General features: G+C 57.9%; 19 protein-coding genes. 11 read left to right on the top strand and 8 right to left on the bottom strand.

Going from position 1 to position 26847, the window contains the following annotated elements; genetic code table 11:
- The first annotated feature begins 153 nt into the window (after nt 1-153).
- From PspCFBP13508_RS03885 to PspCFBP13508_RS03900, 4 genes are all read left to right on the top strand, one after another.
- Nucleotides 154-1311, top strand: coding sequence for an efflux RND transporter periplasmic adaptor subunit (locus tag PspCFBP13508_RS03885; protein ID WP_137213708.1), 1158 nt, complete (start codon nt 154-156; stop codon nt 1309-1311).
- Nucleotides 1312-1326: 15 nt separating this feature from the next.
- The gene (locus PspCFBP13508_RS03890) at nt 1327-4425 is read left to right on the top strand and encodes an efflux RND transporter permease subunit (RefSeq protein ID WP_137213709.1); all 3099 of its coding nucleotides are present in this window, start codon (nt 1327-1329) and stop codon (nt 4423-4425) included.
- A gap of 162 nt (nt 4426-4587) precedes the next feature.
- Nucleotides 4588-5229, top strand: a complete 642-nt coding sequence (locus PspCFBP13508_RS03895; RefSeq protein ID WP_137213710.1) for a DUF1345 domain-containing protein — start codon at nt 4588-4590, stop codon at nt 5227-5229.
- Nucleotides 5230-5542: 313 nt separating this feature from the next.
- Entirely contained in the window at nt 5543-6016 is a 474-nt protein-coding gene (locus PspCFBP13508_RS03900) for a hypothetical protein (protein WP_137213711.1), read from the top strand.
- A gap of 55 nt (nt 6017-6071) precedes the next feature.
- Here the strand turns inward: PspCFBP13508_RS03900 and PspCFBP13508_RS03905 are convergent, their stop codons facing one another.
- The 3 genes from PspCFBP13508_RS03905 to PspCFBP13508_RS03915 form a co-directional block, all read right to left on the bottom strand.
- The gene (locus PspCFBP13508_RS03905) at nt 6072-8426 is read right to left on the bottom strand and encodes an autotransporter outer membrane beta-barrel domain-containing protein (protein WP_137213712.1); all 2355 of its coding nucleotides are present in this window, start codon (nt 8424-8426) and stop codon (nt 6072-6074) included.
- Nucleotides 8427-8648: 222 nt separating this feature from the next.
- On the bottom strand, nt 8649-10637 hold the full coding sequence (locus tag PspCFBP13508_RS03910; protein ID WP_137213713.1) for a hypothetical protein: 1989 nt from the start codon (nt 10635-10637) through the stop codon (nt 8649-8651).
- A 126-nt stretch (nt 10638-10763) separates the two neighbouring features.
- Nucleotides 10764-11594: a hypothetical protein gene (locus PspCFBP13508_RS03915; RefSeq protein WP_137213714.1), complete on the bottom strand. Its 831-nt coding sequence runs from the start codon at nt 11592-11594 to the stop codon at nt 10764-10766.
- Between the two features lie 223 nt (nt 11595-11817).
- Between PspCFBP13508_RS03915 and PspCFBP13508_RS03920 the strand changes: the two genes are divergently transcribed.
- The 5 genes from PspCFBP13508_RS03920 (at nt 11818) to PspCFBP13508_RS03940 (ending at nt 17138) form a co-directional block, all read left to right on the top strand.
- Nucleotides 11818-12846, top strand: coding sequence for a LacI family DNA-binding transcriptional regulator (locus PspCFBP13508_RS03920; RefSeq protein ID WP_137213715.1), 1029 nt, complete (start codon nt 11818-11820; stop codon nt 12844-12846).
- Nucleotides 12847-12996: 150 nt separating this feature from the next.
- Nucleotides 12997-13779 (top strand): TIM barrel protein, encoded by a 783-nt coding sequence (locus PspCFBP13508_RS03925; protein ID WP_137213716.1) that lies wholly within the window; start codon nt 12997-12999, stop codon nt 13777-13779.
- Nucleotides 13772-14791, top strand: coding sequence for a sugar kinase (locus PspCFBP13508_RS03930; protein ID WP_137213717.1), 1020 nt, complete (start codon nt 13772-13774; stop codon nt 14789-14791). The genes PspCFBP13508_RS03925 and PspCFBP13508_RS03930 overlap by 8 nt, the downstream gene beginning before the upstream one ends.
- A gap of 57 nt (nt 14792-14848) precedes the next feature.
- Complete coding sequence (locus PspCFBP13508_RS03935) at nt 14849-16147, top strand: MFS transporter (RefSeq protein ID WP_137213718.1); 1299 nt, start codon at nt 14849-14851, stop codon at nt 16145-16147.
- A 13-nt stretch (nt 16148-16160) separates the two neighbouring features.
- Nucleotides 16161-17138 carry a D-glycerate dehydrogenase gene (locus PspCFBP13508_RS03940; RefSeq protein ID WP_137213719.1) on the top strand — a complete coding sequence of 326 codons (978 nt, stop codon included), beginning with the start codon at nt 16161-16163 and terminating at the stop codon, nt 17136-17138.
- Nucleotides 17139-17293: 155 nt separating this feature from the next.
- Here PspCFBP13508_RS03940 and PspCFBP13508_RS03945 read toward each other — a convergent pair whose 3' ends face one another.
- The 4 genes from PspCFBP13508_RS03945 to PspCFBP13508_RS03960 form a co-directional block, all read right to left on the bottom strand.
- Nucleotides 17294-18481, bottom strand: coding sequence for an aminotransferase class I/II-fold pyridoxal phosphate-dependent enzyme (locus tag PspCFBP13508_RS03945; protein WP_137213720.1), 1188 nt, complete (start codon nt 18479-18481; stop codon nt 17294-17296).
- A 41-nt stretch (nt 18482-18522) separates the two neighbouring features.
- Nucleotides 18523-20148, bottom strand: a complete 1626-nt coding sequence (locus PspCFBP13508_RS03950) for a methyl-accepting chemotaxis protein (RefSeq protein ID WP_137213721.1) — start codon at nt 20146-20148, stop codon at nt 18523-18525.
- A 304-nt stretch (nt 20149-20452) separates the two neighbouring features.
- Nucleotides 20453-21592, bottom strand: coding sequence for a glycerate kinase (locus tag PspCFBP13508_RS03955; protein ID WP_137213722.1), 1140 nt, complete (start codon nt 21590-21592; stop codon nt 20453-20455).
- A gap of 215 nt (nt 21593-21807) precedes the next feature.
- On the bottom strand, nt 21808-22926 hold the full coding sequence (locus PspCFBP13508_RS03960; protein WP_122506803.1) for a sugar diacid recognition domain-containing protein: 1119 nt from the start codon (nt 22924-22926) through the stop codon (nt 21808-21810).
- Nucleotides 22927-23097: 171 nt separating this feature from the next.
- On the opposite strand from PspCFBP13508_RS03960, the gene PspCFBP13508_RS03965 reads away from it, so the two are divergent.
- The gene (locus PspCFBP13508_RS03965) at nt 23098-24408 is read left to right on the top strand and encodes an MFS transporter (RefSeq protein WP_137213723.1); all 1311 of its coding nucleotides are present in this window, start codon (nt 23098-23100) and stop codon (nt 24406-24408) included.
- A gap of 289 nt (nt 24409-24697) precedes the next feature.
- Nucleotides 24698-25579, top strand: coding sequence for an EamA family transporter RarD (rarD, locus tag PspCFBP13508_RS03970; protein WP_137213724.1), 882 nt, complete (start codon nt 24698-24700; stop codon nt 25577-25579).
- Nucleotides 25580-25752: 173 nt separating this feature from the next.
- On the opposite strand, the gene hppD is transcribed toward rarD, so the two are convergent.
- Nucleotides 25753-26829 carry a 4-hydroxyphenylpyruvate dioxygenase gene (gene hppD / locus PspCFBP13508_RS03975; RefSeq protein WP_016774910.1) on the bottom strand — a complete coding sequence of 359 codons (1077 nt, stop codon included), beginning with the start codon at nt 26827-26829 and terminating at the stop codon, nt 25753-25755.
- Nucleotides 26830-26847 lie beyond the last annotated feature (18 nt).

The following is a 26847-nucleotide window of genomic DNA, read 5'->3' on the forward strand; positions in this document are numbered from 1 at the left end:
AACTGTCGCAATAAATTTCAAGGTTTGCAGGATATACGCCCTCGCGCACCACCGAGCAAAACCCTTACACAATTTCACACAGCAACTACAAAGCTTCACCGCTAACCTCCCCGTCTGGCCGTAGGATGCGGCCTTCAATATTGGGGGTTGTACATGTCTGGAAAACTGCTGGCCGGGCTCGGCCTGATCGCATTGGCGCTGACGCTGAGCGCTTGTGATTCGTCATCGAACGCCGAAGAGCAGACGCCGCCGGCCACGGTGCGCATCGAGACCATCAAAACCCAGCCATTGTCGATCACCAGCGAACTGAGCGGCCGCATCGCCGCACCACGGATTGCCGAAGTGCGTGCACGGGTGGCCGGCGTAGTGTTGCAGCGCACCTATCGCGAAGGCAGCGACGTGAAAAAAGGCGATGTGCTGTTCCGCATCGATCCGGCGCCGTTCAAGGCCGATCTGGACAGTGCCGAAGCAGCGTTGCGCAAAGCCGAGGCGAACGCCTTTCAGGCGAAACTGCAAGAACAACGCTATGCGCAGTTGATCGATGACAAGGCCATCAGCGGCCAGGATTACGACAACGCCCGCGCCGCCGCCCGGCAAACGGCAGCTGATGTTGCCGCCAGCAAGGCAGCACTTGAACGAGCGAAACTCAACCTCGGTTATGCCACCGTCACCGCGCCGATTTCCGGGCGTATCGGTCGCGCGCTGGTCACCGAGGGTGCGCTGGTCGGACAGAACGAAACCACGCCACTGGCACTGATCCAGCAGCTCAACCCGATCCATGCCGACCTGACCCAGTCGACCCGCGAGCTCAATGAATTGCGTCGCGCATTTCGCTCCGGGCAGTTGCAGGAAGTCGGTCAGGATCAGGTCAAGGCCACGCTGATTCAGGATGACGGCAGCCTGTATCCATTTCCCGGCAAGCTGCTGTTCAGCGACATCACCGTTGATCCAGGCACTGGCCAGATCATCCTGCGCAGTGAATTCCCCAATCCGGATCTCGACCTGCTGCCGGGCAGTTTCATCCGCGTACGCCTTGAGCAGGCAACCATCCAGAACGGCATCACCGTGCCGCAACGCGCGGTGCAGCGTGACAGTGCCGGCATTGCCCAAGTGCTGACCGTCGATGAGCAGATGCGCGTGGCGCAGCAACCGGTGCAACTGGGTGCGGTGCAGAACAATCGGTGGATCGTCACCGGTGGCCTGAAGCCCGGCGACCGCATTGTCATCGAAGGCCTGCAACACGCCCGTCCCGGGGAAAAGGTACAGATCGACGAAACCCCTCTTCCACTTGTCCAGACCACTGGCCAGTAAGCAGGACGCTTCTATATGCCGCAGTTCTTTATTGACCGCCCCGTGTTTGCCTGGGTGGTCGCCCTGTTCATCCTGTTGGCCGGAGCGCTGGCCATTCCGCAGTTGCCGGTCGCGCAGTACCCGGACGTCGCACCGCCGCAGATCGAAATCTATGCCGTCTACCCAGGCGCCTCGGCGCAGACCGTCGATGAAAGCGTGGTCAGCCTGATCGAGGAGGAACTCAACGGCGCCGATCACCTGCTCTACTTCGAATCGCAGAGCAGCCTGGGCAGCGCGACGATCAAGGCAACTTTCCAGCCGGGCACCAACCCCGAGCTGGCGCAGGTCGATGTACAAAACCGCCTGAAGGTGGTCGAGTCGCGCCTGCCGCAAGCGGTCAATCAGCAGGGTTTGCAGGTGGAGAAGGTCTCTTCCGGTTTCCTCTTGCTGATTACCCTGACCTCCAGCGACGGTAAGCTCGATGACGTGGCGCTCAGCGATTATCTGGCGCGCAACGTGATGAACGAGATCAAGCGCCTGGACGGTGTCGGTAAGGCTCAGTTGTATGGTGCCGAGCGGGCCATGCGCATCTGGATCGATCCGCAGAAGCTCATCGCGTTCAACCTGACGCCGGCCGATGTCAACGAAGCCATTGTTGCGCAAAACGCCCAGGTTTCAGCAGGTAGCATCGGTGATCTGCCGTCACCTTCGACGCAGGAAATCACCGCGACGATTCTGGTCAAGGGCCAGTTGTCGACGCCGCAGGAATTCGCCGACATCGTGCTCAAGGCCAATCGCGATGGCTCCACGGTGCGCATCGGTGATGTAGCGCGAGTGGAGATCGGCAGTCAGGAATATCAATTCGGCACGCGCCTCAACGGCAAGCCGTCCACCGCCGTCGGCGTGCAGCTCTCTCCGGGTGCCAACGCGCTGAACACCGCGACGCTGGTGCGGGCGAAGATGGATGAACTGGCACGCTACTTCCCGGCCGGCGTGGAGTACAAGATTCCTTACGACACTTCGCCCTTCGTCAAAGTCTCGATCACCAAAGTGATTTACACCCTAGGCGAAGCGATGCTGCTGGTGTTTGCGGTGATGTTCCTGTTCCTGCAGAACGTGCGCTACACGCTGATCCCGACCCTGGTGGTGCCAGTGGCGCTGATGGGCACGTTCGCGACCATGCTCGCGCTGGGCTTCTCGATCAACGTGCTGACCATGTTCGGCATGGTGCTGGCCATCGGCATTCTGGTGGATGACGCCATCGTCGTGGTAGAGAACGTCGAGAGGATCATGGCCACCGAGGGCCTGTCGCCCAAGGAAGCCACGCGCAAGGCGATGACGCAGATCACTGGGGCGATCATCGGCATAACGCTGGTGTTGGTCGCGGTGTTTATTCCGATGGCGTTCATGCAGGGCTCGGTCGGCGTGATCTACCAACAGTTCTCGCTGTCCATGGCCACGTCGATTCTGTTCTCGGCGTTTCTCGCCCTGACGTTGACGCCGGCGTTGTGCGCAACATTGCTCAAGCCTGTCGCCAAGGGTGAGCATCACGAGAAGTCCGGATTTTTCGGCTGGTTCAATCGTCGCTTTGAACAACTGACCGACCGCTATCAGGGTTGGGTCGGCTACGCGCTCAAGCGCACTGGTCGCTATCTGTTGATCTACGTCGTGCTGCTGATTGGGCTCGGGTTTTGTTTTGCGCGCCTGCCCTCCTCGTTTCTGCCCACAGAAGATCAGGGTTACACCATTACCGATATCCAGCTGCCACCAGGCGCAACGAAGAACCGTACCGTACAAGTAGCCGAACAGCTCGAAGCGCACAACGCCGGTGAGCCGGGAATCAGTGACAGCGTAGTGATCCTGGGTTTCAGTTTCTCCGGTAGCGGGCAGAATGCGGCGCTGGCGTTTTCGACGCTCAAGGATTGGTCGGAACGTGGCAGTGACGATGCCGCCAGCTCGATCGCTGACCGCGCGAACGCTGCTCTGAGCCAGATCAAGGACGCAATGGCGTTCTCGGTACTGCCGCCGCCAGTGGACGGTCTCGGCACATCGAGCGGTTTCGAGTTCCGCTTGCAGGATCGCGCTGGCCTGGGCCATGCGACATTGATGCAAGCGCGAACGGAACTGCTCGCCGCCGCCGAGAAAAGTCCGGTATTGATGAACGTCCGTGAAAGCGCGCTGGCGGAAGCGCCGCAAGTGCAATTGATCGTCGACCGCAGGCAAGCGAATGCCTTAGGCGTTTCGTTCGCCGATATCGGCAACGTACTGTCCACTGCGGTTGGTTCCAGCTACATCAACGACTTCCCGAATCAGGGGCGCATGCAGCGCGTGGTCGTGCAAGCTGAAGGTGATCAGCGCAGTCAGGTGGACGACTTGCTGAAAATGCACGTGCGCAACAACGCCGGAAACATGGTGCCGCTGTCGGCATTTGTCCAGGCCAACTGGATTCAAGGCCCGGCGCAGTTGACCCGGTACAACGGCTATCCAGCGATTGCCATCTCTGGCGAACCGTCGGCGGGGCACAGCACCGGCGAAGCGATGGCGGAAATCGAACGACTGGTAGCGCTGGGGCCGAAAGGTCTGGGCCAGGAATGGACCGGTCTGTCGTTGCAGGAACGCCTGTCAGGCAATCAGGCGCCGATGTTGCTCGGTTTGTCGCTACTGGTGGTGTTCCTGTGTCTGGCGGCGCTGTATGAGAGCTGGTCGATTCCGACGTCGGTGCTGCTCGTTGTCCCGCTGGGTGTGCTCGGCGCGGTGCTGGCGGTGACAATGCGCGGGATGCCTAACGACGTGTTCTTCAAGGTTGGACTGATCACCATCATTGGTCTGTCGGCGAAGAACGCGATCCTGATCATCGAGTTCGCCAAGAGCTTGTATGACGAAGGTCACGATCTGATCGATGCGACGTTGCAGGCCGCGCGTTTGCGTCTGCGGCCGATCGTGATGACATCGCTGGCGTTCATTCTTGGAGTGGTGCCGCTCGCGATTGCCACTGGCGCAAGCTCGGCGAGTCAGCAAGCGATCGGCACCGGCGTAATTGGCGGGATGATCACTGCCACGCTGGCGGTGATCTTCGTCCCAGTCTTTTTCGTCGTCGTCATCAAACTCGTACAACGCTTCACCAAACCCCACTGATCCAAATGTAGGAGCTGTCGAGTGCAACGAGGCTGCGATCTTTTGATCTTGAAAAGCTAAAGTCGAAAGATCGTCCGATCGCGGCCCGAGCCTTCGGCAGCTCTTACAAAAGCCGGATCGCCTGCGCTATGGTGCGCTAACAGTTCACCAACGTGAGTCCCCATGCGCTTCCTCGCCCGCACCCACCCTCGCCTATCCGCCGCCGCTCTGCTCGGCCTCGCCACCGGCCTGCTGGTCCCGGCCGACTCCATCGTCAGCAAAATCCTCATTGGCTGGAACGTCGGTGTCTGGACTTACCTGATCCTGATGTTCTGGCTGACCGTGCGTGCCAAGGCCCCGGACGTTCGACGCATCGCCGAAGTCGAAGATGAGAACGCCGGGCTGGTGCTGTTTGTGGTGTGCATTGCCGCATTGGCGAGCCTAGCCACCATCACCCTCGAACTGGCCGGCAGCAGAGACCTGGAAACCTCACGCAAACTGATGCACTACGGGTTCACAGCGCTGACGGTGGCCGGCTCGTGGCTGCTGATAGGAGTGATCTTTTGCGTGCACTACGCAAGGTTGTATTACACCTGGGATGGCAAAGAACCGGCGTTGCGCTTTGCCGAAGGGCTGACCACGCCCAACTATTGGGACTTCCTGTACTTCTCCTTCACCATCGGCGTGGCGGTACAGACAGCGGATGTCGGCGTGGCGACTCGGGATATCCGGAAAATCGTGCTGGCGCAGTCGTTGATCGGGTTTGTGTTCAACACCGCGATTTTGGGGTTTTCGATTAATATTGCGGCAGGGTTGTTTGGCTGAAACTCAGCGAATCTCCGAAACTGCAGAAATATAGTCGATTGGTTGTCTTTACTCAGGCGGCATTCGCTATCGCTGTTGCGTAATTGGATATTCAGGGAAATAACAGACATCAAGGATGTCTGTGTATGCGTTGATGCATCGCCATTCTGCAATCCATCAACGTTCCTGACAAATCATAAAAAACGCATTCTGTAAACTGTGAAGTCTGACAGTTTACAGACTCATCTAATCGCGCTCTGATGCAGTTCCCGTGGCTCGATTTGAATGCTGATCCGCTGGACCCACTTGCGACTTCAATGATGGAGACAAACTCATGAGTACAGCACGGAAACTGCGTACACCTATTACGAAGTACTCCCCTCTCGATAATAGCTTCAGCGCATCTATCGACAAATCGGAGCCTATTGATTTTCAGGCGACGTTTAAAAAGGTTATCTATCCACAGGAGGGGGAACCTCCTCGCTGGACGATTGAGGCACGTTATCGTGACTCGACAACCAACCAGATCCAGAGCATCAGGGTTATTTTTCTGAAGACTCCGGAAAATAACAAACCGGTCCTTGCAAATGAAAATCTGCGAATTCTCTACAGCAATACCGCAGAAGATCCACCTTCTGAGTACTCTACAAGCGCTGCGACAACGGCAATAGATTTTGATTCGGCGGCTGGTTCAGTGAGTGGCAATATCAGCGCAACTGTCAGTGACGGCTTGGAAACACCAAAGACTCATGAACTAACTATCGCTTTCAACTTGATCGCAGAGAATTGGGTAAAACGTATTAAATGACATTTGCAAGACAATAAGAAGGAGGCTTTCGCCTCCTTTTTTATAAGATATGCATTTAGAACGCAATGCTGAAGCCAGCGCTCACATTATAATCCTGACTGACCGTCTTGCTTTGACTCGACCCCGCTTCGGCAAAAATCTGTACTCCGTTCGGCAAAGCCCAATTGACACCACCAGCGAGCTCCATACTGGTTGTCGACGTGTCGTTATTGAAGCGGCTCTCGTTGACATTGACCTCATTGGACTTAATGAACTCATGGCCCATCGCTACACGAACTCTCGGCTGAATTTTCTGGCCATTGCCCAAATCGATCTGGCTACCCACATATATCCCCCCCTTGGTAACAAGGGTGCGTGTAAGTTGACTGTCGACCTCAAGCCCATTGTCCAGAGAGTAATGCTTACCAGAGATCACCGCGGCATTGACTTGAACAAACGGGGCCAGAAACAGATCAGCAGTCAAATCATATTGCTTACCCACTTCCAGCGATCCACTTAAACCATACGTGTTGTAGTCACCTTTGCTGCGTTCGCCATCGCTCATGCTGACATTCAACCTGTTGTCGAAGCTGTTGATCTTCACGATTGCATCGATGTAGAAACCGGACTGGGCATCAAACTTTGTCAGGTAGCCACCTACCGAATAGCTATCGACCGTGCCAGTACTACCATGTTTCAAATCGAGATCGGTTTTGCCATAGCCAACCATCGCCCCCACTAACCATTCGCTCTCCGCCAGACGGGTATCGGCTCCAATAACCAGCCCCTGTTGAGTCTGGCTATAACCATCACCGTATCCGTTCTGCACGCTGTAACGATTGCCATAGGTGCGCATCCAGAAGCCGCCGGCCCTGCCCGTCAACCGACGATCGCCCATTCGCGTATTGAGCAGCGTACGCTCCGCATCAATCACTGTAGGTGCAGTATTGGCGATGGCCAATACAGAGCGGGTACTGGTGCTGATTTGCGTATCAGGTCGAAGAAACCAGCCGTCGCCTTCCTCGAACAACTTGTAGATGAAAGCGCCTGCGTCTACCGAGCCGTTGTTCAACGCAAACTTCGCATCACCACTGGCCACCTTGACCAACTGAATCGGCTCGTCACTCGTGGGTTTGCTGCCAGTCGCTGTCACTGACAGCTGATAGTTGCCGTCTGCGCGGTTGGTGACATTGAGGAAATCCGTTTGTTGACTGCCAAAATCCGTGGCCATTTTTATTACGCCATTGCCAGACAAATTTTCGACATCCAGCTTGTAGAAGGTCTGCCCCGGAGCGAAATCGAGCGTGCCACCTGCCATTTCCAGATTGCCGACTTGATTGTTACCGGCCAGAACCCAGGCAGAATCATTAAGGGTAAAGCTCGTTACATTCTCGACATTCCCGGTAAACGTCGAACCGCTTTCGACTCTCACGCTTGAGCCATCCACTGCATTTCCTTTGAATAGCCCGTGAAACGCACTGTTGTTGCTGAGCTTTAATGCAGAGACATTCAACAGATCACCGGTTAAGGAAGCACTTTGATCCAACGAAACACTCACTGCACTGCCTGGCTGGACAGTGACATTGCCGTTCAGCTGGCTATTCGCGACACTGAAATCAACAGACGTACCTCCCGCGACTTCCAGAATCGAACCGTTACCCCCTGAAAGAGTAGAACCATTCAGCACTTGTATGACCAACGGCCCCAACGGATTGAGACCCAGGTCAGCGACAATCGCCGCGCCGGTTTTTCCTTCAATGCTCGACTTGTCCAATACCAGCTGGCTGAGTAGTTCATCCGAACCATCCAGCCCATAAATCACGCCGTTAAGATCACCGATTACCTTCGAGTTGGCACTCAAATTTGCAGAACCACCAGACAGTGACAAACCAAAGCTATCGCTACCAGTTCCCTCGACAGTGCTGTTACTCATGTCAAGGACACTATAAGAGGCCAAAAACGCCCCGCCCGCGGCTCCCTGAACAGTGCTGTCCTGCAAGTGAACAACCGAGCCAGTTTGGGTGCCCTGCTCCCGGACAGCCTGCAAACCAATAGCCAAACCTGATATCGTGGAACTCTCGATGTTTGCTGAGCTGTTAACCAGCGACAGCGTGATGGAGCCGCTTGTACCAGATATCGTCGCGCCATTCAGATTGACTAGAGTTCCCTCTGTAGCCTCTATTTCTCGGGTTTTGCCCGCGTTGACATTCAACGTCCCGCCGAAAGTAGAAATATCGTGAGTCTCTGCTCCGTTGACAGTCAAGGTAGAACCTGTACCGAAACTCCAGCTCTCGATCGGGGATGCGGGCGTAAGGGTTTCACTTTCACCAGGATTGAGTACTCGTGCTTGCGCGGCAGAGGAACAGAAAAATATCAACATCAAACCGGGCGACCACTTTCTGATAATTCTATGCTTGCTAAACGTCGACATAAGAGTTCACCGAACTTACCGAATATAAAGAATCGGCTCGACAACTCGCTATCAGAATGCCCAACCGAAGGGCGGCAAGATTATCGTCACACACGCACATTCGATGTAGGAAAAGTCTGATATGGTGAGGGTTTTATCCTCCTGAGGTGTCGGAAATTTTAACGCAACGATTCCCGCCACGACGTACAACCTGCTGTCGTGGCGGGAAACAACTAAAACGCTTTACTGATCCTCGCAGTACTCACCTTTCGGATTGACCAGGTATATCGGGCTATCGAACTCCACCGACGGATATTCCGTCGCGTTGATCTCCACCGTGTACCAGATCTTCCAATACCCACGGTAATCGCCGGGTGGAACGGGAATCGGATCAGGAGGTGGCACCGGAATATTTCTGATGTTTGGGTCATATGGCGTAATTGTCATATCGAATCCGGCAGCGCCTTCCCCTCCGGTTATTGGGTGTGGCGCAGACTCGAACGCTGTATTCGGAGACTCCTCAGTCATCGCCGCATCGCGATACCCTTGGGCGTAGAGAATCACAGTTCTACCGTCCAGCAGATGAGTTGCATTGCCCGGAATACCAACTTTCAGTCCGAAACCAGCTTCTGTGAGATCCTCACAATAAATAGTCGTGCCAGACTCTCGCGCAACGACTGGTGGATCCAGCTCAACCACAATCGCGTTATTGGTGACATCGGTAATCGGAGACGGATTTTCATTGACCCCACCGATATCGGATACGAAATATCGAAGTTTCTTGTTGATCCCCAGTCCACCAGCACTAATAACAGACCACGGCAGGGTCATTGTTACACTGGTATCCCCATCAGTCAGGAATTCAGGTCCGAAACGCACCCCCTCATACTCGCCGTGAATTTGTTGTCCAGTCTTCACCGGTTTGTCGACGTCCGTCCAGAGCTGGATAGTCACCGTGTGATCTTTGTCATAGTCCGCAGGTTCCAGGATGTCTGGTACTGCGGTACTCGTGATGTGTGGCTCTTCCAATAAATCATTGGGAGGAACAGGGTCGGTGGGGTTGACGGGACCTGGATAGTAGATATTTACACCAATTTCAAGCTCGGAATCACTGATGACTTCGGTGCCGCGCAAGAGAGTTGCAACAATAGTTACCGGCTTGTCCGTCGTGATATCCGCATCACCATCGTAGTACTCAGTGAAAATATCAGTAAAGGGCACTGGCACCGATAATGGGTCGTTAGTCCCGAATGCAAACTCGCCAAGGTTTTGGCCGCCCCACTCTACTCTGACTTCATCATCATCCAGTATATTATCTACTCTCCTCAACTTTACGGTGGTATTGGCTGAATCTTTAAGATCAATCAACTTATCAGTTTCCGCCAGATCAACAATAGGCGTTTCAAGCACTGGCAGTGGCGCAAACAGTACTTTCACTCCGGCGGCGAACGACAAATTACTGACATTCCCCACTTCATCAGTAATCGTGTAGTACGCATAGACAGCCAGAGGGTCAAGCAACCTGAACTTGTTGATACTGACATTAATAAGTGCTGCCGCAGGCCCCTCATAAATCGGTTCCTCCGTATTACTTGCAGAATAGACCCTGCTTATCCAAAAACGCAGAATGTCACCCGGCAAAGGATTTTGATAGTTATGGGTAAAATTAATAACAGCGTTTGGTGAGTTGCGCTCGATAAAATCTTCGTCGATCAGATTGCCAGGCGATAGGATAGGCAGCCTGCCAATTGTCGGACGAGCTTTCGCGCCACCCGGCACGGCTTGATAAGGCGCACGCCTGTCAATGATGATTGTTGTAATATCTGAGGAATATGGATTACCGGCCGGTTGCGGTTCTACACGGTATTGAAGTTCCCACGTGGTCGGTGTTTCGGGCGGATTGACCTCCAACAACAGATCCGAGTCAATGGAGATTTCATACTCTGAAGGTCTTCCATCAACAGCTTCAGCGTCGAAAGAGTTAACGATTGTCCATGCCGTAGTGCCTGCTTGGCGAATGCGCGTCACCACTTTGTCGTTAGGCATATCGATAGGCCATCTTGGCAACTTTACTGGGAGTTTTGCACCCGGCAAGAGTTTGTTTGCATATACACGTCGGTCCGCGGGGCTAATGATGTCGTCCACCACAGGCGGCGGGCCGGCCAAAGGCACATTCATTCTGCTCTCGACTGCCAACCGATCAACTTCGGAAAGCTCTTGCTTAGCATTCATTTGATTTTCTCCTCGCCCATTACCCAAATTCTCACAGATGAGAATTCAACGTTTACGCAACACCACAACCTCGCACGAACATTGATACAACCAATATTCAATTTCAGAGCGAATTAATATTTTTCTTCAAACCGGCCCACAGGGAATATCTTCACCCGGTATTATACGGTCGATTTTTGCCAACTCATCCCTGGATTGACCAATATAACGCCCATCCCTTTTGACTCTATATCGCGCGGTGATAGAGCATTTATCAATCAGCTGCTCCAAATACGGGGAAAACGGAATAGATGGCAATTCAAACCCGTCCCTGTTTCCTGCCTCAGCAAGACTCATAGTATGACTCAACTCTCCCGCCGAACCCTCTACATAGAATTCTTCACTATTAGTAAGCTCGGAAAAACCTCGCCATGAAAGTTCACAAACGTCGTTTTCTCTAAAGTTCTGGAAAGGCACTTTCACATACACACCTTCCCATATCGGTTTTTTGGTAGCGCAGTTCAAATAACCGTAAAAATCCACACCCGTAAAGCTCGGACTCAACAGAATCGGCAGTGGAATAACGCTGTGATCAATCGTTAACCTCTTTTCTTCGGAGGTTAATGGGTTACCAAATGGCTGAGGCGACACCCGATAATAAAGGAAGGCAACTCCATCATTCTGAAACAGCCCCTTATCGAGCGGGATCATAAACTCGGTTTCAGTAATTGGTCCTACTTTTGGGTCGTTGTAAATCCGGACTGCGACGCCACCATCTGGCCTCCAGAACACTTCCAGCAAATCGGTCTTTTCGGGAGCATCGGCATAGATTGGCCATCGAGGCACTCTTGCCACACCACCGTTGAGCAATACTTCTGCGGGTAACCGTCCATCAGGATCACTGTCCGGGACACCATCTACGGTCGGAGGATCAGCCAGTAATATGCCAGCGTTATCACTCTTGCGATGCATCGACATAGCGAAGTCCTTACAAGCCAGATAATTGCTCTAAATAGTGAATATCGGTGTGTAAGGATTAGAAGGCTCCGCGCGATGTTTGCCTACTGTCATATCTGACAGGTATTTGCACCGTTCGTCGGGTCAACTCAGGATTGCTGTTGATCCTGCGCTTGACGAAATCACATCACTGTCGTTCACTGAAACCGGTTTCAGCGCTACCCCAATAACAAAAAGGTCCGCAATGAACGACTTCTCCGCCGCCCAGCGCAGCCGCGTGACCATGCTCGACGTCGCCGAACGCGCTGGGGTGTCCAAGGCCAGTGTCTCGCGCTTCATCGGCGATGATCGCGCCCTGCTCTCCGACGCCATTGCCCTGCGCATCGAGTTGGCCATCAGCGAACTCGGCTACCGCCCCAACCAGATGGCTCGCGGCCTGAAGCGCGGGCGCACACGCCTGATCGGCATGCTTGTCGCCGATATCCGTAACCCCTATTCGATTGCCGTGATGCACGGGGTGGAAACCGCATGCCGGGCGCACGGCTACAGCCTGGTGGTTTGCAACACCGACCGCGATGACGAGCAGGAGCGCCAGCATCTGGCGCTGTTGCGCTCGTACAACATCGAAGGGCTGATCGTGAACACGCTGGGCCATCACCGTGACGAATTGCATGAGCTGCGCCGCGAGATGCCACTGGTGCTGGTCGATCGTAAGGTCGATGGGCTCGACAGTGATATGGTCGGGTTGAACAACTCGCAAGCAGTAGAGATGGCGCTCGCGCATCTCGAGCAACGCGGATATCGGGATCTTTTGCTGGTGACTGAACCGTATGACGGCACCAGCTCGCGGATCGAGCGGGTCAGCAGTTTTCAGGCGCAGATTGCTCAGCGCACGACTCTGAGTGGCGCGGTGCTGGAAACCGGTGATGATCTGAACGCGCGACTTCAAACCTTTTTAAACACACCCGGTGATGGCCCGAAAGCGCTGTTTTGCGCCAATGGTGTCGCAGCGCTTGCGGCAACGCATGCGCTGCGCGCGCTGGGCGTGCTTCTATTTGAAGATGTCGGGTTGATTGCCCTGGATGATCTGGATTGGTATCCGCTGGTGGGCAGCGGGATTACCGCGCTGGCACAGCCGACGCAAGAGATAGGCGCGCGGGCGTTTGAGTGTCTGCTCAAGCGCTTGCGCGGAGATGATGAGATGGCGCGGGTGCTGGATTTTGCGCCGGCGCTGGTTGAGCGTGGGTCGACCCGTGAGGTTGGCGGAGTCTGATCTGACGCCTTCGCGAGCAAGCTCGCTCCCACAGGTTGATCCCATTCCATTGTGGGAGCGAGCCTGCTCGCGAAACGGCCTGCAAAAACACTACAGAATCACCTGATTTTTTTTGAACAAAAATGAAACCGGTTTCAGAGGTCAATAACAATGAATAAACCAGCCGTTTCCATCAGTCTGTCCAGCTACGGTGCCGAGCTTGTGCGTCAGCGCGGACAGGATGCTTTCATCGATGTGCTGGCTGCGGCCGGCGCCAATCGCATCGAGTGGCGCGAAGAACTGCTTACCCGTGAAGACCCGGCGCAACTGGCTCAGGCTACCCAGGCGCAGGGCCTGCAAAGCATTTATTCCTCACCCACCGAACTCTGGCTCGCAGGGCAAGCGCAGCCAAATCCCGAACTGATTACCGCGCTGCAACAGGCCCAGGCATTCGGCTCGAAATGGCTGAAAGTGTCGCTGGGCTATTTCACTGACAACTCTGATTTGCAGGCACTGGCCGAGCGACTCAAGCAGAGCCCGGTGCAACTGCTGGTGGAAAACGACCAGACCTTGCACGGCGGGCGCATCGAGCCGTTCCAGCGTTTCTTCGCCGCCGTCGAGCAGCACAACCTGCCGATCAAGATGACTTTCGACATCGGTAACTGGCACTGGCAGGACCAATCTGCCGCCAGCGCCGCCCGCGCGCTTGGGCGTCATGTCGGTTACGTGCATTGCAAAGCCGTGGCGCGCCGCGACGACGGCAAACTGGTTGCCGTACCGCCGGCCATCAGCGATCTGCATTTGTGGGAACAACTGCTGCGGCACATGGACCAAGGCGTTATGCGCGCCGCCGAATACCCGCTGCAAGGCGATGATCTGGTGCAACTGACCCGTGAACACGTCGCCGCCCTCGCCCGCCTCGGTCAATCGCGCCTGGAGCCAGCCCATGTCTGAGATCGATATTCTTTCTTTCGGTGAAACCATGGCAATGCTGGTCGCCGAGCAGACCGGTGATCTGGCCAAGGTCGAGCAGTTTCACAAACGGATTGCCGGGGCCGACAGCAACGTCGCGATCGGCTTGTCGCGCTTGGGTTTCAACGTCGCGTGGCTGAGCCGGGTCGGTAACGATTCGCTCGGACGCTTTGTGGTCGAGACGCTGATCAAGGAAGGTCTGGATTGCAGCCACGTCGAAGTCGATAAAAACCAGCCAACGGGTTTCCAGTTCAAATCGCGCAACGACGATGGCAGCGACCCGCAGGTCGAATACTTCCGCCGTGGTTCGGCAGCCAGTCATTTGTCGCCGCACTCCATCAGCGACAACCTGCTGAGCGCCCGTCACTTGCACGCCACCGGTATTCCTCCAGCGCTATCCACCTCGGCGCGGGAAATGTCCGTCGAACTGATGACCCGCATGCGCGCCGCCGGACGCAGCGTTTCATTCGACCCGAATCTGCGTCCAAGCCTGTGGGCCAGCGAGGGCGAGATGATTCGCGAGATCAACCGCCTCGCCGCCCTCGCCCACTGGGTGCTGCCGGGGTTGAGCGAAGGCCGCTTGCTCACCGGTTGCGATGACCCGGCGGACATCGCTGCGTTTTACCTGGATCAAGGCGCCGAGGCGGTGGCGATCAAGCTCGGGCCTGAAGGCGCTTATTACCGCACGCAGCTGGATCAGGGTTTTGTCGCTGGCGTGCCGGTAAGCAACGTGGTCGATACCGTGGGCGCCGGTGATGGCTTTGCGGTCGGGATGATCAGCGCCCTGCTCGAGCAGCAGAGTTTTGCCGAGGCGGTGCAGCGGGCGAACTGGATTGGCAGTCGCGCGGTGCAGAGTCGTGGGGATATGGAAGGCCTCCCAACCCGTCAGGAGTTATCGGTTGAATTAAAGGCCGCCTTCGCGAGCAGGCTCGCTCCCACAGGTGAGTGCATTTCAAATGTGGGAGCGAGCCTGCTCGCGAAGAGGCCCGCCTGATCACCGCAAATCAATGAACCTGCTGCGACAAAAACAACAAGCTCAGGAGTCACACCGATGAAAACTGCAACCCTCGCCACCCGCCGCTGGTGGTACATCATGCCGATCGTGTTCATCACTTACAGCCTGGCCTATCTCGATCGCGCCAACTACGGCTTCGCCGCCGCGTCGGGCATGGCCGAAGACCTGATGATCACACCGGGCCTGTCCTCGCTGCTCGGTGCACTGTTCTTTCTCGGCTACTTTTTCTTCCAGGTCCCCGGCGCGATCTACGCGCAAAAGCACAGCGTGAAAAAGCTGATCTTCGTCAGCCTGATTCTTTGGGGCGGGCTCGCCACGCTGACTGGCGTGGTCTCCAACGCCTATTGGCTGATCGTCATTCGCTTCATGCTCGGCGTGGTCGAAGCGGCGGTGATGCCGGCCATGCTGGTGTATCTGTGCCATTGGTTCACCCGTGCCGAACGCTCGCGCGCCAACACTTTTCTGATCCTCGGCAACCCGGTGACCATGCTGTGGATGTCGGTGGTGTCGGGCTATCTGGTGCAGCATTTCAGCTGGCGCTGGATGTTCATCATCGAAGGTCTGCCTGCGGTGCTTTGGGCCTTTATTTGGTGGCGTCTGGCCGATGATCGCCCGGCCCAGGCGAAGTGGCTCAATGACCAGGAAAAGCACGATCTGGAAAGCGCCCTCGCCGCAGAGCAGGTCGGCATCAAGGCTGTGAAGAACTACGCCGAGGCTTTCCGTTCGCCGAAGGTGATCATCCTGGCGCTGCAGTTTTTCTGCTGGAGCATCGGCGTCTACGGTTTCGTGCTGTGGCTGCCATCGATCCTCAAGGCCGGCGCGCAAATGGACATGATCGAGGCCGGCTGGCTCTCGGCGCTGCCATATCTGGCGGCAGTGCTGGGCATGCTCGCGGTGTCGTGGGGTTCGGACAAGTTGCAAAAGCGCAAACGCTTTGTCTGGCCGCCACTGCTGATCGCCTCGATTGCGTTCTATGGCTCGTATGCCTTGGGCGCCGAACATTTCTGGTGGTCGTACACGCTGCTGGTGATTGCCGGCGCCTGCATGTACGCGCCGTACGGGCCGTTCTTCGCCATCGTTCCCGAGATCCTGCCGGCCAACGTTGCCGGTGGCGCCATGGCGCTGATCAACAGCATGGGCGCGCTCGGCTCGTTCGGCGGTTCGTATCTGGTCGGTTATCTGAACAGCTCCACCGGTTCGCCCGGCGCCTCCTACCTGTTGATGAGCGGAGCATTGCTGTTGTCGGTGGTGCTGACGATTTTCCTCAAGCCCGGCGCCAGTGATCGCGTCGTCGCCAAAGCCGCCGCCACGCCGCGTGTGCCGGCGCATTCCTGAAAGGACTTTTGCCATGAAAAAACAGGTCGTGCTGTACAAGAAACTTTCGCCCGCGCTGATGGCGCGCCTAAAAGAGCAATTTGACGTAACGCTGATCGAAAGCCTCGACGCCGATGGCCTCATGCAGCTGCGCGATGCCCTGCCCCGCGCCCACGGTTTGCTCGGTGCCAGCCTGAAACTCGATGCCGCGCTGCTCGATCTGGCGCCGCAGCTGGAGGCGATTGCCAGCGTCTCGGTGGGTGTCGACAACTACGACATCGAGTATCTGAGCCGGCGCAAGATCCTGCTGACCAACACCCCCGACGTGCTCACCGAAACCACCGCCGACACCGGTTTCGCCCTGATCCTCGCCGCCGCCCGCCGTGTAGTCGAACTGGCGAACATGGTCCGTGGCGGGCAGTGGAGCCGCAATATCGGCCCGGCGCATTTCGGTACCGATGTGCATGGCAAGACGCTGGGCATCATCGGCATGGGCCGCATCGGCGAGGCCCTGGCCCAGCGTGGGCATTTCGGTTTCGGCATGCCGGTGATCTACCACAGCCAGTCACGCAAACCGGCGGTCGAGGAGCGGTTCGCTGCGCAATATCGCAGTCTCGAAGAACTGCTCCAGCAGGCCGATTTCATTTGCCTGACCTTGCCTCTGACGGCGCAGACCGAACGCTTGATCGGCGCCGAGCAATTTGCGCTGATGCGGCCGGAGACCATCTTCATCAATATCTCGCGCGGTAAGGTGGTCGATGAGGCGGCGATGATCGAGGCGTTGCGCAGCAAGCGTATCCGCGCGGCGGGGCTGGATGTGTTCGAGCGCGAGCCGTTGAATCATGATTCGCCGTTGTTGCAGTTGAGCAATGTGGTGGCGACGCCGCATATGGGCTCGGCGACTCATGAGACGCGTGAGGCGATGGCGCGGTGTGCGGTGGAGAATCTGTTGGCGGCGCTGAATGGACAGCGGCCGGGGAATCTGGTGAATGCCTCTGCGTGGCAAAGCTGAGATCTCTGGCGCCAGTAAAGCCGCCTTCGCGAGCAGGCTCGCTCCCACAGAGAATGCATTTCAAAATGGGAGCAAGCCTGCTTCCACAGCAGAATGCATTCCACTGTGGGAGCGAGCCTGCTCGCGAAGAGGCCTTTACAAACTACGCAAATCCATCAGGCACTCCGCGCCTGCAACAGCTGCATCGCACACAAGGCAATCCGCGCGCAGGCATCCGCCAGTTTGACCCGATCCACCACCAGCCCGATGCGAATGTGCCCCGCCGCACTCGGCCCGAACGCTTCGCCGGCCAGCACCGACACGCCGTAACCTTCCAGCAAGCGCTCGGCAAACGCCTGAGCGCCGAGGCCGGTCTGGCGCACATCGACCATCACGAACATGCCGCCATCCGGGCAAATCGGCTGCAATCCAGGGCAACCGTACAAACGTTCGCAGACCAGATCGCGACGCAAGCGATACTCCTCGCGCATCTGCGTGACTTCCGGCAGATCGCTTTGCAGCGCCACTTGCGCGGCCTTCTGTACGAAATCCGGCAGACCGAACAGCATGCTCAGCGACAGATTCACCAGATGCTCGGCCAAAGGTTTCGGGCCGATCATCCAGCCGATGCGCCAACCGGTCATCGCATGGGATTTCGACAGGCTGTTGATCGTTGCGGTGCGCTCGGCCATGCCCGGCAGGCTTGCCGGGCTGATGTGCTCGCCTTCATATAAGAGCTCGCTGTACACCTCATCGCTGATCAGCCACAGATCATGACGAATGCACAGCGCCGCCAGTTCCTGCCAGATCAGCAAGGACAAACTGGCGCCGCTGGGATTGTTCGGGCTGTTAAGCAGCATGGCGCGAGTTCGCGGGGTAATGCGCGCAGCGACATCGGCGGGGTCGACACGAAAACCGTTCTCCGGGCGCACCGGCACCGCAATTACCTTGGCACCGCAAGCGCCAAACACGCCTTCGTAGGTGACGTACATCGGCTCGGCGACGATAACCTCGTCACCCGGATCGAGCAGACACTGCGCCACCGAGTACACCGCGCATTGCGCGCCGGGCAGGACAATCACCTGATCAGGATCAACACGCTGACCACTGCGCTGGCGATGACGCTCGGCAATCAGCCTGCGCAGCTCGAACCGCCCACGCACGTCGGCGTAATGGGTGTCGCCGGCCAGCAGGCTATCGATCGCGCCATGGACGATCGGCAACGGCGTATCGAAATCCGGATCGCCGACGCTCAACAACAATACATCAACGCCCTCGGCGCGCAGTTCCAGCGCTCGGTCGTGAATCTGCCAGGCAGCGGCACCCTCCCCGGCGATTCGTTGGGTCAAGGCTGAATAGCGCATGTACGTCTCCTGTTAGCGCGGTTTCCAGCCTTCACCGTATCTCAAATCACGAAACGCGCCACCATGGCATTCAAATCCACCGCCAGTCGCGACAGTTCGTGGGTCGCGGCGCTGGTCTGGTTGGCGCCGGCGGCCGATTGCGTGGCGAGGTCGCGGATGTTGACCAGGTTGCGATCGACTTCGCGCGAGACTTGCGCCTGTTCTTCCGAAGCGCTGGCGATAACCAGGTTGCGTTCGTTGATCTGGTGAATAGATTGCGTGATCTGCTCCAGCGCCACACCGGCCGCGCGGGCCATTTCCAGCGTGGACTGAGTGCGCTGGTTGCTTTGCTGCATCGACGAGACCGCTTCACCGGTGCCGTTCTGAATGCCGGCAACCATTTTTTCGATTTCCTGGGTCGACTGCGCGGTGCGATGGGCCAAGGCGCGCACTTCGTCAGCCACCACGGCAAAACCACGGCCAGCCTCGCCGGCACGCGCCGCTTCAATTGCAGCGTTGAGCGCCAAGAGGTTGGTCTGCTCGGCGATGGCCCGAATTACATCCAGCACCTTGCCGATGTCACGACCTTGCGCGGCGAGGCCTTCGATCATCTGCGCGGTGTTCTGCACGTCGTGGGTCATGGTCTGGATTGCGTCGACGGTTTTCACCACCTGATCGCGACCTTCGCGGGCGGCGTGGGTCGACTGGTTGGACGCCTCTGAAGTCGACACGGCATTGCGCGCCACTTCTTCCACCGCAGCGGTCATCTCGTTGACGGCAGTGGCGGCTTGTTCGATTTCGCTGTTCTGCTGCTGCAAGCCACGAGAGGCTTCTTCGGTAACGGCGCTGAGCTCTTCGGCAGCGGCGCCCAGTTGCGTGGCGGAACCAGCGATCTGCTCGATGGTTTTGCGCAGGTTGGTCTGCATCGCGGCCAAAGCTTCGAGCAGGCGCGCCGGTTCGTCCTTGCCGTCGTCTTCAATGGCTTTGCTGAGGTCGCCGTTGGCAATGGTTTGCGCGGCGAGCACGGCGCGGTTGAGCGGCGTGACGATGCTACGGGTCAGCAACCAGGCGAGCAACACGGTGGCCAGCGCCGCAATCACGGCGACGATGATGATCCCGGTGATGGCGCTGTCATAGTTTTCACCGGCCTTGGTCGCCGCCGCTCTGGCCCCGGCGGTGTTCATGCCGATCAACTTGTTGAGCTGCTCGCCCATTTGATCGGTGCCTTCCTTGATGCGCGTGTTGATCAACGCGCGCATCGCTTCCAGATCGCCCTTGCGCGATAGCTCGATCATCTGATTCTGCGCTTGCAGGTAATTATCGAGCGTCGTCGAAAACGTCTGGAAGACCGCGCGCTCTTCAGGACCTGCCGGCAACGCAGCGTAGTTGGCCTGTGCTTTGCGCACCTTGTCGACCAGCACCGCGATGCGGGTTTCTGCCTCTTGCAGGCTGGCCGGTTCGCGATTGACCAGCACACGGAACGAGAGAATGCGCATGCGCAGGACGTTTTCCGTGACCACGCTGAGGTGGGTCACGCTTGGCAACTGGTTGGTGTCCATATCGATCGACGCCTGACGTATGACCGTCATGCGGCTTACGGCGAACACGCCGAGGACAATCACCAGCAAGGCGATGAAGGCAAAACCGAGGAAAGCACGGGGCGCGATATTCAGATTACGCAGGGACATGGTCGGACTCTCGAAAGAAAGAAACTACGAGCATCCATGCCGTGAGCACTGGCCCATAGCGGGCGACAGTCCGGCGTCACTGGGTTTTGGTTTTGTGTGCGCCTGAACGTTGTATCGGCCAGGCTTGAGGAAGGTTTCGGGTCCGAAGTAAATATTTTTCGGGACGTTACAGCAATCAACCAAGGTCCGCTGCCTTGGGTAGGAGCTGTCGAGTGCAACGAGGCTGCGATCTTTTGACTTTTAAAAGCAGGATCAAAAGATCGCAGCCTCGTTGCACTCGACAGCTCCTACAGAGGCCAGCGGTTCAGCGTTTGGCGGCGAGCTGCCAGACCCGGGCGATGTCGGTAGCGCGTTCACGCAGCAGGCGCGGGGCTTCGGCGCACGCCTGTTCCAGAGTCATCGGCCCGCTGGTAACAGCAAACGCGGCGTCGATGCCGTGTTGATAGAGTTCCTGATAACCCTCGCCCAAGGTCCCGGCAATCACGATCACCGGCACAGCGTGTTGTTTGGCAACTCGCGCCACGCCGAACGGTGTTTTGCCACGCAGGGTTTGCGCATCGAAGCGGCCTTCTCCAGTAATCACCAGATCCGCACCTTTGACCGCCTCAGCGAGCCCGACCAGTTCCGCCACCACCTCGACGCCCGCCTGAAACTGCGCGCCGAGAAAAGCCTTGGCGGCAAAGCCCAGACCACCCGCCGCGCCGCTGCCCGGTTCATCGCGCACGTCCTTGCCCAATGCTTGCGCGCAAAGCTCGGCGAAGTGCCCCAGCGCCTGATCGAGCTGCTCAACCTGCGCAGGCGAAGCGCCCTTCTGCGGGCCGAAAATGGCCGAGGCACCATGGGCGCCGCAGAGCGGATTATTGACGTCGGCGGCAATGACGAAACGCACCTCGGCCAGACGCGGATCAAGCCCAGCCACATCGAGTCGCGCCAGTTGCGCCAAAGCCAGGCCGCCCGGCACCAACGATTGATTCTGCGCATCCAGCAACTTCACGCCCAACGCCTGCATCGCACCCGCACCGCCGTCATTGGTCGCGCTGCCGCCAATCGCCAGGATCACCCGTTGCGCGCCGGCATCCAGCGCTGCACGAATCAGTTCACCGGTGCCAAACGTGCTGCTGATGCAGGCATCGCGCTGCCCCGGCGGCACCAGTTGCAGACCGCTGGCCTCGGCCATTTCGATGATCGCGGTGTGGTTGTGCGGCAGCCAGCCCCATGCGGCTTCGACCGGCGCACCCAATGGACCGCGCACGCGGGTGCGGCGTAACTCACCTTCGCAGGCTGCAAGAATCGACTCGACCGTGCCTTCGCCGCCATCGGCCATCGGGCATTTGACCAGCGTCGCCTGCGGCCAGACCTGCGCCAGTCCGAGGGCAAGGGCTTCGGCAACGCCTTGGGCACTCAGGCTGTCCTTGAACGAGTCGGGGGCGATGACGATCTTCATGGGAATTCTCCGGTTGCAGTGGCGTTCATGCTGCCAGTCGGCCTGCGCCTTGACGCCGGTCGGCTGCACAAGTGGCGTCGGCGTTTATTGTTCATTTCCACAAAAGGCTGGCGCTGGATGTTCCGGCCTCTTCGCGAGCAGGCTCGCTCCCACATTTGAAATGCATGCCACTGTGGGAGCGAGCCTGCTCGCGAAGGAGCCCCGAAATACACCGATCAATTCGGATCAGTCTGCGGCAACAGCTGCACCCCCAGGTACAACGCCAGCATCCCGTCCAGCTTCAACGGATCAACCCCGCTCAACTCGGCAATCCGCTCCATGCGATAGCGCAGGCTGTTGCGATGGATGCCCAGCGCTTCGGCACAGGCCTGGCTCTGCCCGTCGTGCTCGCACCAACTGCGCAGCGTCGCCAGCAACTGGCCGTTGCTGTCCTTGGCGATAACCTTGCGCAGCGGCTTGAGCAGTTCGTCCAGCGCATCATCGTTGCGATGTCGCCATAGCATGACCGGCAAGCGATAACGATTGAGCGTCAGCAGCCGCGAATTCGGCAGCACGTCACGACCATAAGCGAGCAAATCGCCGACCCGTCGATAACAGCGACGCAACCCGGCCAGACCATCCGCCTGCCCACCGACGGCGATGCGCAGAATCTTCCAGCCGAGGCCATCGAGCTTTTCCAGCAGGCGATCGTGCTCGACGTTCTGGCTCGCCGGGCGACACCACAACAGCGACGACTTCGCCGAACTCACGCACCAACTGTCGGGATACCGCGAGGTCAGCCACGCACTCAGTGCCTCGACGGTTTGCCCCGGCCCGTGCTCAAGACCCAGCTCAAACAGATACGGCACCCGGGTCAATTGCGGCTTGAGCCCAAGCTGCTGCGCCTCATCGATCAGGCGCGGCGAATCCCCCGCCTCGCTCAACAGCAAAGCCAGCAGATCATCGCAACGCTGCCGTCGCCATTGCTGCTCGGCCTGCTGGTTGCGCTGGCCGACGAGCATTTCAGCGGTCATGCGCACCAGCTCGGCGTAGGTGCGCAATTGCTCCGGCTCGCCAGTGATGCCAAGCACGCCGATCAAGCGCTGATCGAGCAACAGCGGCAGGTTGATGCCCGGTTGCACGCCTTTGAGGTGCACCGCCGTCTGCGCATCGATTTCCACCACACGCCCGTTGGCCAGCACCAGTTGCGCGCCTTCATGCCGGGTGTTGATGCGCTCCGGTTCACCGCTGCCGAGGATCAGGCCCTGACTGTCCATGACGTTGACGTTGTACGGCAAAATGGCCATGGCCCGGTCGACGATGTCCTGGGCAAGGTCGTGATCGAGTTCGAACATAGCGGCGGCAATCCTTCATTTCAGGCACGGACGGTTGTTCAGCCGCACAGGGTCTGGCGGCAAACCCTGTGCTCAGGCACAAAGACAATCCGGCCAAAGGTGGCCGAGACTCTCAGGGCGATCAACGTTACCCTTTGCATCGCAAAAAATCATAATAAAGAGAGAGCCGCTATGTCGCAGAGCGCCGCAGCTACCCAGACCATCGACGACGGTAAAAACGCCGTCTACAAACGCATCACCCTGCGTTTGATTCCCTTCATTTTCATCTGCTATCTGTTCAACTACCTCGACCGGGTCAACGTTGGCTTCGCCAAACTGCAGATGCTCGACGCACTGAAATTCAGCGAAACGGTGTACGGCCTCGGCGCCGGCATCTTCTTCATCGGTTACGTGCTGTGCGGCGTGCCGAGCAACCTGGCACTGACCCGCTTCGGTCCACGGCGCTGGATTGCCCTGATGATGATCACCTGGGGCACGCTGTCGACCTGCCTGTTGTTCGTCACCACCCCGACCGAGTTCTACACCCTGCGCTTTTTCACCGGTGCGGCTGAGGCGGGTTTCTTCCCGGGCGTCGTGCTGTATCTCTCGCAGTGGTTCCCGACCTTCCGCCGTGGCCGGATCATGGCGTTGTTCATGTCGGCGATCCCCGTCTCCGGTCTGCTCGGCAGCCCGTTTTCCGGCTGGATCCTTAACCACTTCGCCGCCGGCCAAGGTGGCCTGGCCGGTTGGCAGTGGATGTTCCTGCTGCAAGGCATTCCGACGGTGATTCTCGGCGCACTGGCGTATTTCCTGTTGAGCGACAGCTTCGCCAACGCCAAATGGCTGACCGCCCACGAACGTTCGGTGCTCGAAGCCGACCACGCCGAAGACCTCGCCAACAAACCGAAAACCGCCACCGACTCACTGCTTGCGGTGTTCAAGAATCCTGCGATCTGGGCCTTCGGCCTGATCTATTTCTGCATCCAGAGCGGCGTGTACGCGATCAACTTCTGGCTGCCGTCGATCATCAAGAACCTCGGCTTCAGCGATAACCTGGTGATCGGCTGGCTGAGTGCGATTCCGTATCTGCTCGCGGCAGTGTTCATGCTGGTCGTCGGCCGCTCGGCGGATTTGCGCAAGGAGCGCCGCTGGCACTTGGTGGTGCCGATGCTGATGGGCGCTGTCGGGCTGGTGATCGCGGTGAATTTCGCGGCCAATCCGGCGATTGCGATTCTCGGCCTGACCATAGCGACCATGGGCGCACTGACTGGTCTGCCGATGTTCTGGCCGGTGCCGACCGCCATGCTGAGCGCGGGCGCGGCGGCTGGCGGTCTGGCGCTGATCAACTCGATGGGGCAGATAGCCGGGTTCCTCAGCCCGTACCTGGTAGGTTGGGTCAAGGACAGCACAGGCTCGACGGATGCGGCGCTCTATGTGCTGGCGGCGGTGATCGTCGGCGGTAGTCTGCTGGCGTTGCGGATGACGCGGACGTTGCGGGCTTAATCAGAGGCGCAGATCAAAAGATCGCAACCTTCGGCAGCTACTGTGGAATGCGTTCCCTGTAGGAACTGCCGAAGGTTGCGATCTTTTGCGTTTAAGCGATGCAATCATGCATAGCGCCAGCCGACGCAACATCTATGCTGAACCTGCCGGCCTCTTCGCGAGCAGGCTCGCTCCCACAGGTTCTGTGCTTGGCTCCGGGATGTGGGAAATAATGAGCGCCCGCTCAATATTCAGCACAAAAACCACGTATCCTGCGCGCCCCGTTCAACCATCACGTCGCGAGGACAGTTTGTCTAAAGGTATCGCTCTATCGGTTTCAGCCTCGGTGCTGTTTGCCGTCATGTATTACTACACGTCGCTGCTGACGCCTCTGAGCGGCGTGGAAATCTTCGGCTGGCGCATGCTCCTGACCGTGCCGTGCATGACCGTGTTCATGCTGGTTTCCGGGGAATGGCGGCGGGTGCTGGAGCTGGTTCGATTGATGGCGGCCAGGCCGAAGCTGGTTGCCGGGCTGCTGGTTTCTTCCGCCCTGCTCGGGTTACAGCTGTGGCTGTTCATGTGGGCACCACTCAATGATTACAGCCTGGATGTATCGCTGGGCTATTTCCTCTTGCCACTGGCGATGGTGCTGACGGGGCGGATTGCCTATGGCGAGAGCCTGTCTTACCTGCAGAAAATCGCGGTGTTTTTCGCCAGTCTGGGCGTGTTGAACGAGCTGTATCAGGTGGGTGGTTTTTCCTGGGCGACGCTGGTGGTCGTGGTTGGCTATCCGCTGTACTTCGTGCTGCGCAAATACCTGAAAACCGACAACCTCGGTGGCCTGTGGGTCGACATGACCCTGATGCTGCCGGTCGCCTACTGGTTTGTGCAGGGCGGCGAACAGGGCCTGGCCGTGTTCGATCAATATCCGGGACTGATGTGGCTGATTCCGCTGCTCGGCCTGATCAGTGCGTCCGCGCTGGTGGTGTACATCATCGCCAGCCGCTTGCTGCCGTTCAGTCTGTTTGGTTTGTTGAGTTATGTGGAACCGGTGTTGCTGCTTGCGGTGGCTTTGTTGCTCGGGGAAAGCATCAAGTCGGGCGAGTGGCTGACCTACATTCCGATCTGGCTGGCGGTGGTGGTGCTGGTTTTCGAAGGTTTCAAACACTTGACGCGCCAACGCCGCTCTTGAATCCAACACAAGACAAATGTGGGAGCGAGCCTGCTCGCGAAGTCATCAGACCAGTCAACATGACTGTTGAATGAAAGTCCGCATTCGCGAGCAGGCTCGCTCCCACAGGTTTTGTATGAAGCAAAAAAATCCCGGCCCTGCATCTCTGCCGGCCGGGATTTTCTCATTCCAGATTACTCGGTGGTCAGCACGCCACGACGCACCTGGTCGCGCTCGATCGATTCGAACAGGGCTTTGAAGTTACCTTCGCCGAAACCGTCGTCGCCCTTGCGCTGGATGAACTCAAAGAACACCGGGCCCATCAGGGTTTCCGAGAAGATCTGCAACAGCAGACGCTTGTCGCCCTGCTCCGACGCGCCATCGAGCAGGATGCCGCGCGATTGCAGTTGATCGACCGGCTCGCCGTGGTTCGGCAGGCGACCTTCAAGCATTTCGTAGTAGGTGTCCGGCGGCGCGGTCATGAAGCGCATGCCGATTTTCTTCAACTGATCCCAGGTCTTGATCAGGTCGTCGGTGAGGAATGCAACGTGCTGGATGCCTTCGCCGTTGAACTGCATCAGGAACTCTTCGATCTGCCCGGCGCCCTTGGACGACTCTTCGTTGAGCGGGATGCGGATCATGCCATCCGGTGCGGTCATGGCTTTTGAAGTCAGACCGGTGTACTCGCCTTTGATGTCGAAGTAACGGATTTCACGGAAGTTGAACAGCTTCTCGTAGAAGTTCGCCCAGTAGGCCATGCGACCGCGATACACGTTGTGGGTCAGGTGATCGATGATCTTCAGGCCGGCGCCAACCGGGTTGCGATCAACGCCTTCGATGAACACGAAGTCGATGTCGTAGATCGAGCTGCCTTCGCCGAAACGGTCGATCAGATACAGCGGCGCGCCACCGATGCCTTTGATCGCCGGCAGGTTAAGCTCCATCGGACCGGTTTCGATGTGGATCGGCTGAGCGCCGAGTTCGAGTGCGCGGGAATAGGCTTTTTGCGAATCCTTGACGCGAAACGCCATGCCGCAAACGGACGGGCCGTGCTCAGCCGCGAAGTACGAGGCGACGCTGTTGGGTTCGTTATTGAGGATCAGGTTGATCGCGCCCTGACGGTACAGGTGCACGTTCTTGGAACGGTGGGTCGCGACCTTGGTGAAGCCCATGATCTCGAAGATCGGCTCCAGCGTGCCAGGGGTCGGCGCTGCGAACTCGATGAACTCAAAGCCCATCAGGCCCATTGGGTTTTCGTATAAATCTGCCATGGTGACGCCTCATCATTT

Origin of the sequence: Pseudomonas sp. CFBP13508, from assembly GCF_005233515.1 — a bacterium.
Lineage (GTDB): Bacteria > Pseudomonadota > Gammaproteobacteria > Pseudomonadales > Pseudomonadaceae > Aquipseudomonas > Aquipseudomonas mercuritolerans.

Coding starts and splice junctions, on each gene's coding strand:
- PspCFBP13508_RS03885 (WP_137213708.1), top strand. CDS start 154: ATGTCTGGAAAACTGCTGGCCGGGCTCGGCCTGATCGCATTGGCGCTG.
- PspCFBP13508_RS03890 (WP_137213709.1), top strand. CDS start 1,327: ATGCCGCAGTTCTTTATTGACCGCCCCGTGTTTGCCTGGGTGGTCGCC.
- PspCFBP13508_RS03895 (WP_137213710.1), top strand. CDS start 4,588: ATGCGCTTCCTCGCCCGCACCCACCCTCGCCTATCCGCCGCCGCTCTG.
- PspCFBP13508_RS03900 (WP_137213711.1), top strand. CDS start 5,543: ATGAGTACAGCACGGAAACTGCGTACACCTATTACGAAGTACTCCCCT.
- PspCFBP13508_RS03905 (WP_137213712.1), bottom strand. CDS start 8,426: ATGTCGACGTTTAGCAAGCATAGAATTATCAGAAAGTGGTCGCCCGGT.
- PspCFBP13508_RS03910 (WP_137213713.1), bottom strand. CDS start 10,637: ATGAATGCTAAGCAAGAGCTTTCCGAAGTTGATCGGTTGGCAGTCGAG.
- PspCFBP13508_RS03915 (WP_137213714.1), bottom strand. CDS start 11,594: ATGTCGATGCATCGCAAGAGTGATAACGCTGGCATATTACTGGCTGAT.
- PspCFBP13508_RS03920 (WP_137213715.1), top strand. CDS start 11,818: ATGAACGACTTCTCCGCCGCCCAGCGCAGCCGCGTGACCATGCTCGAC.
- PspCFBP13508_RS03925 (WP_137213716.1), top strand. CDS start 12,997: ATGAATAAACCAGCCGTTTCCATCAGTCTGTCCAGCTACGGTGCCGAG.
- PspCFBP13508_RS03930 (WP_137213717.1), top strand. CDS start 13,772: ATGTCTGAGATCGATATTCTTTCTTTCGGTGAAACCATGGCAATGCTG.
- PspCFBP13508_RS03935 (WP_137213718.1), top strand. CDS start 14,849: ATGAAAACTGCAACCCTCGCCACCCGCCGCTGGTGGTACATCATGCCG.
- PspCFBP13508_RS03940 (WP_137213719.1), top strand. CDS start 16,161: ATGAAAAAACAGGTCGTGCTGTACAAGAAACTTTCGCCCGCGCTGATG.
- PspCFBP13508_RS03945 (WP_137213720.1), bottom strand. CDS start 18,481: ATGCGCTATTCAGCCTTGACCCAACGAATCGCCGGGGAGGGTGCCGCT.
- PspCFBP13508_RS03950 (WP_137213721.1), bottom strand. CDS start 20,148: ATGTCCCTGCGTAATCTGAATATCGCGCCCCGTGCTTTCCTCGGTTTT.
- PspCFBP13508_RS03955 (WP_137213722.1), bottom strand. CDS start 21,592: ATGAAGATCGTCATCGCCCCCGACTCGTTCAAGGACAGCCTGAGTGCC.
- PspCFBP13508_RS03960 (WP_122506803.1), bottom strand. CDS start 22,926: ATGTTCGAACTCGATCACGACCTTGCCCAGGACATCGTCGACCGGGCC.
- PspCFBP13508_RS03965 (WP_137213723.1), top strand. CDS start 23,098: ATGTCGCAGAGCGCCGCAGCTACCCAGACCATCGACGACGGTAAAAAC.
- hppD (WP_016774910.1), bottom strand. CDS start 26,829: ATGGCAGATTTATACGAAAACCCAATGGGCCTGATGGGCTTTGAGTTC.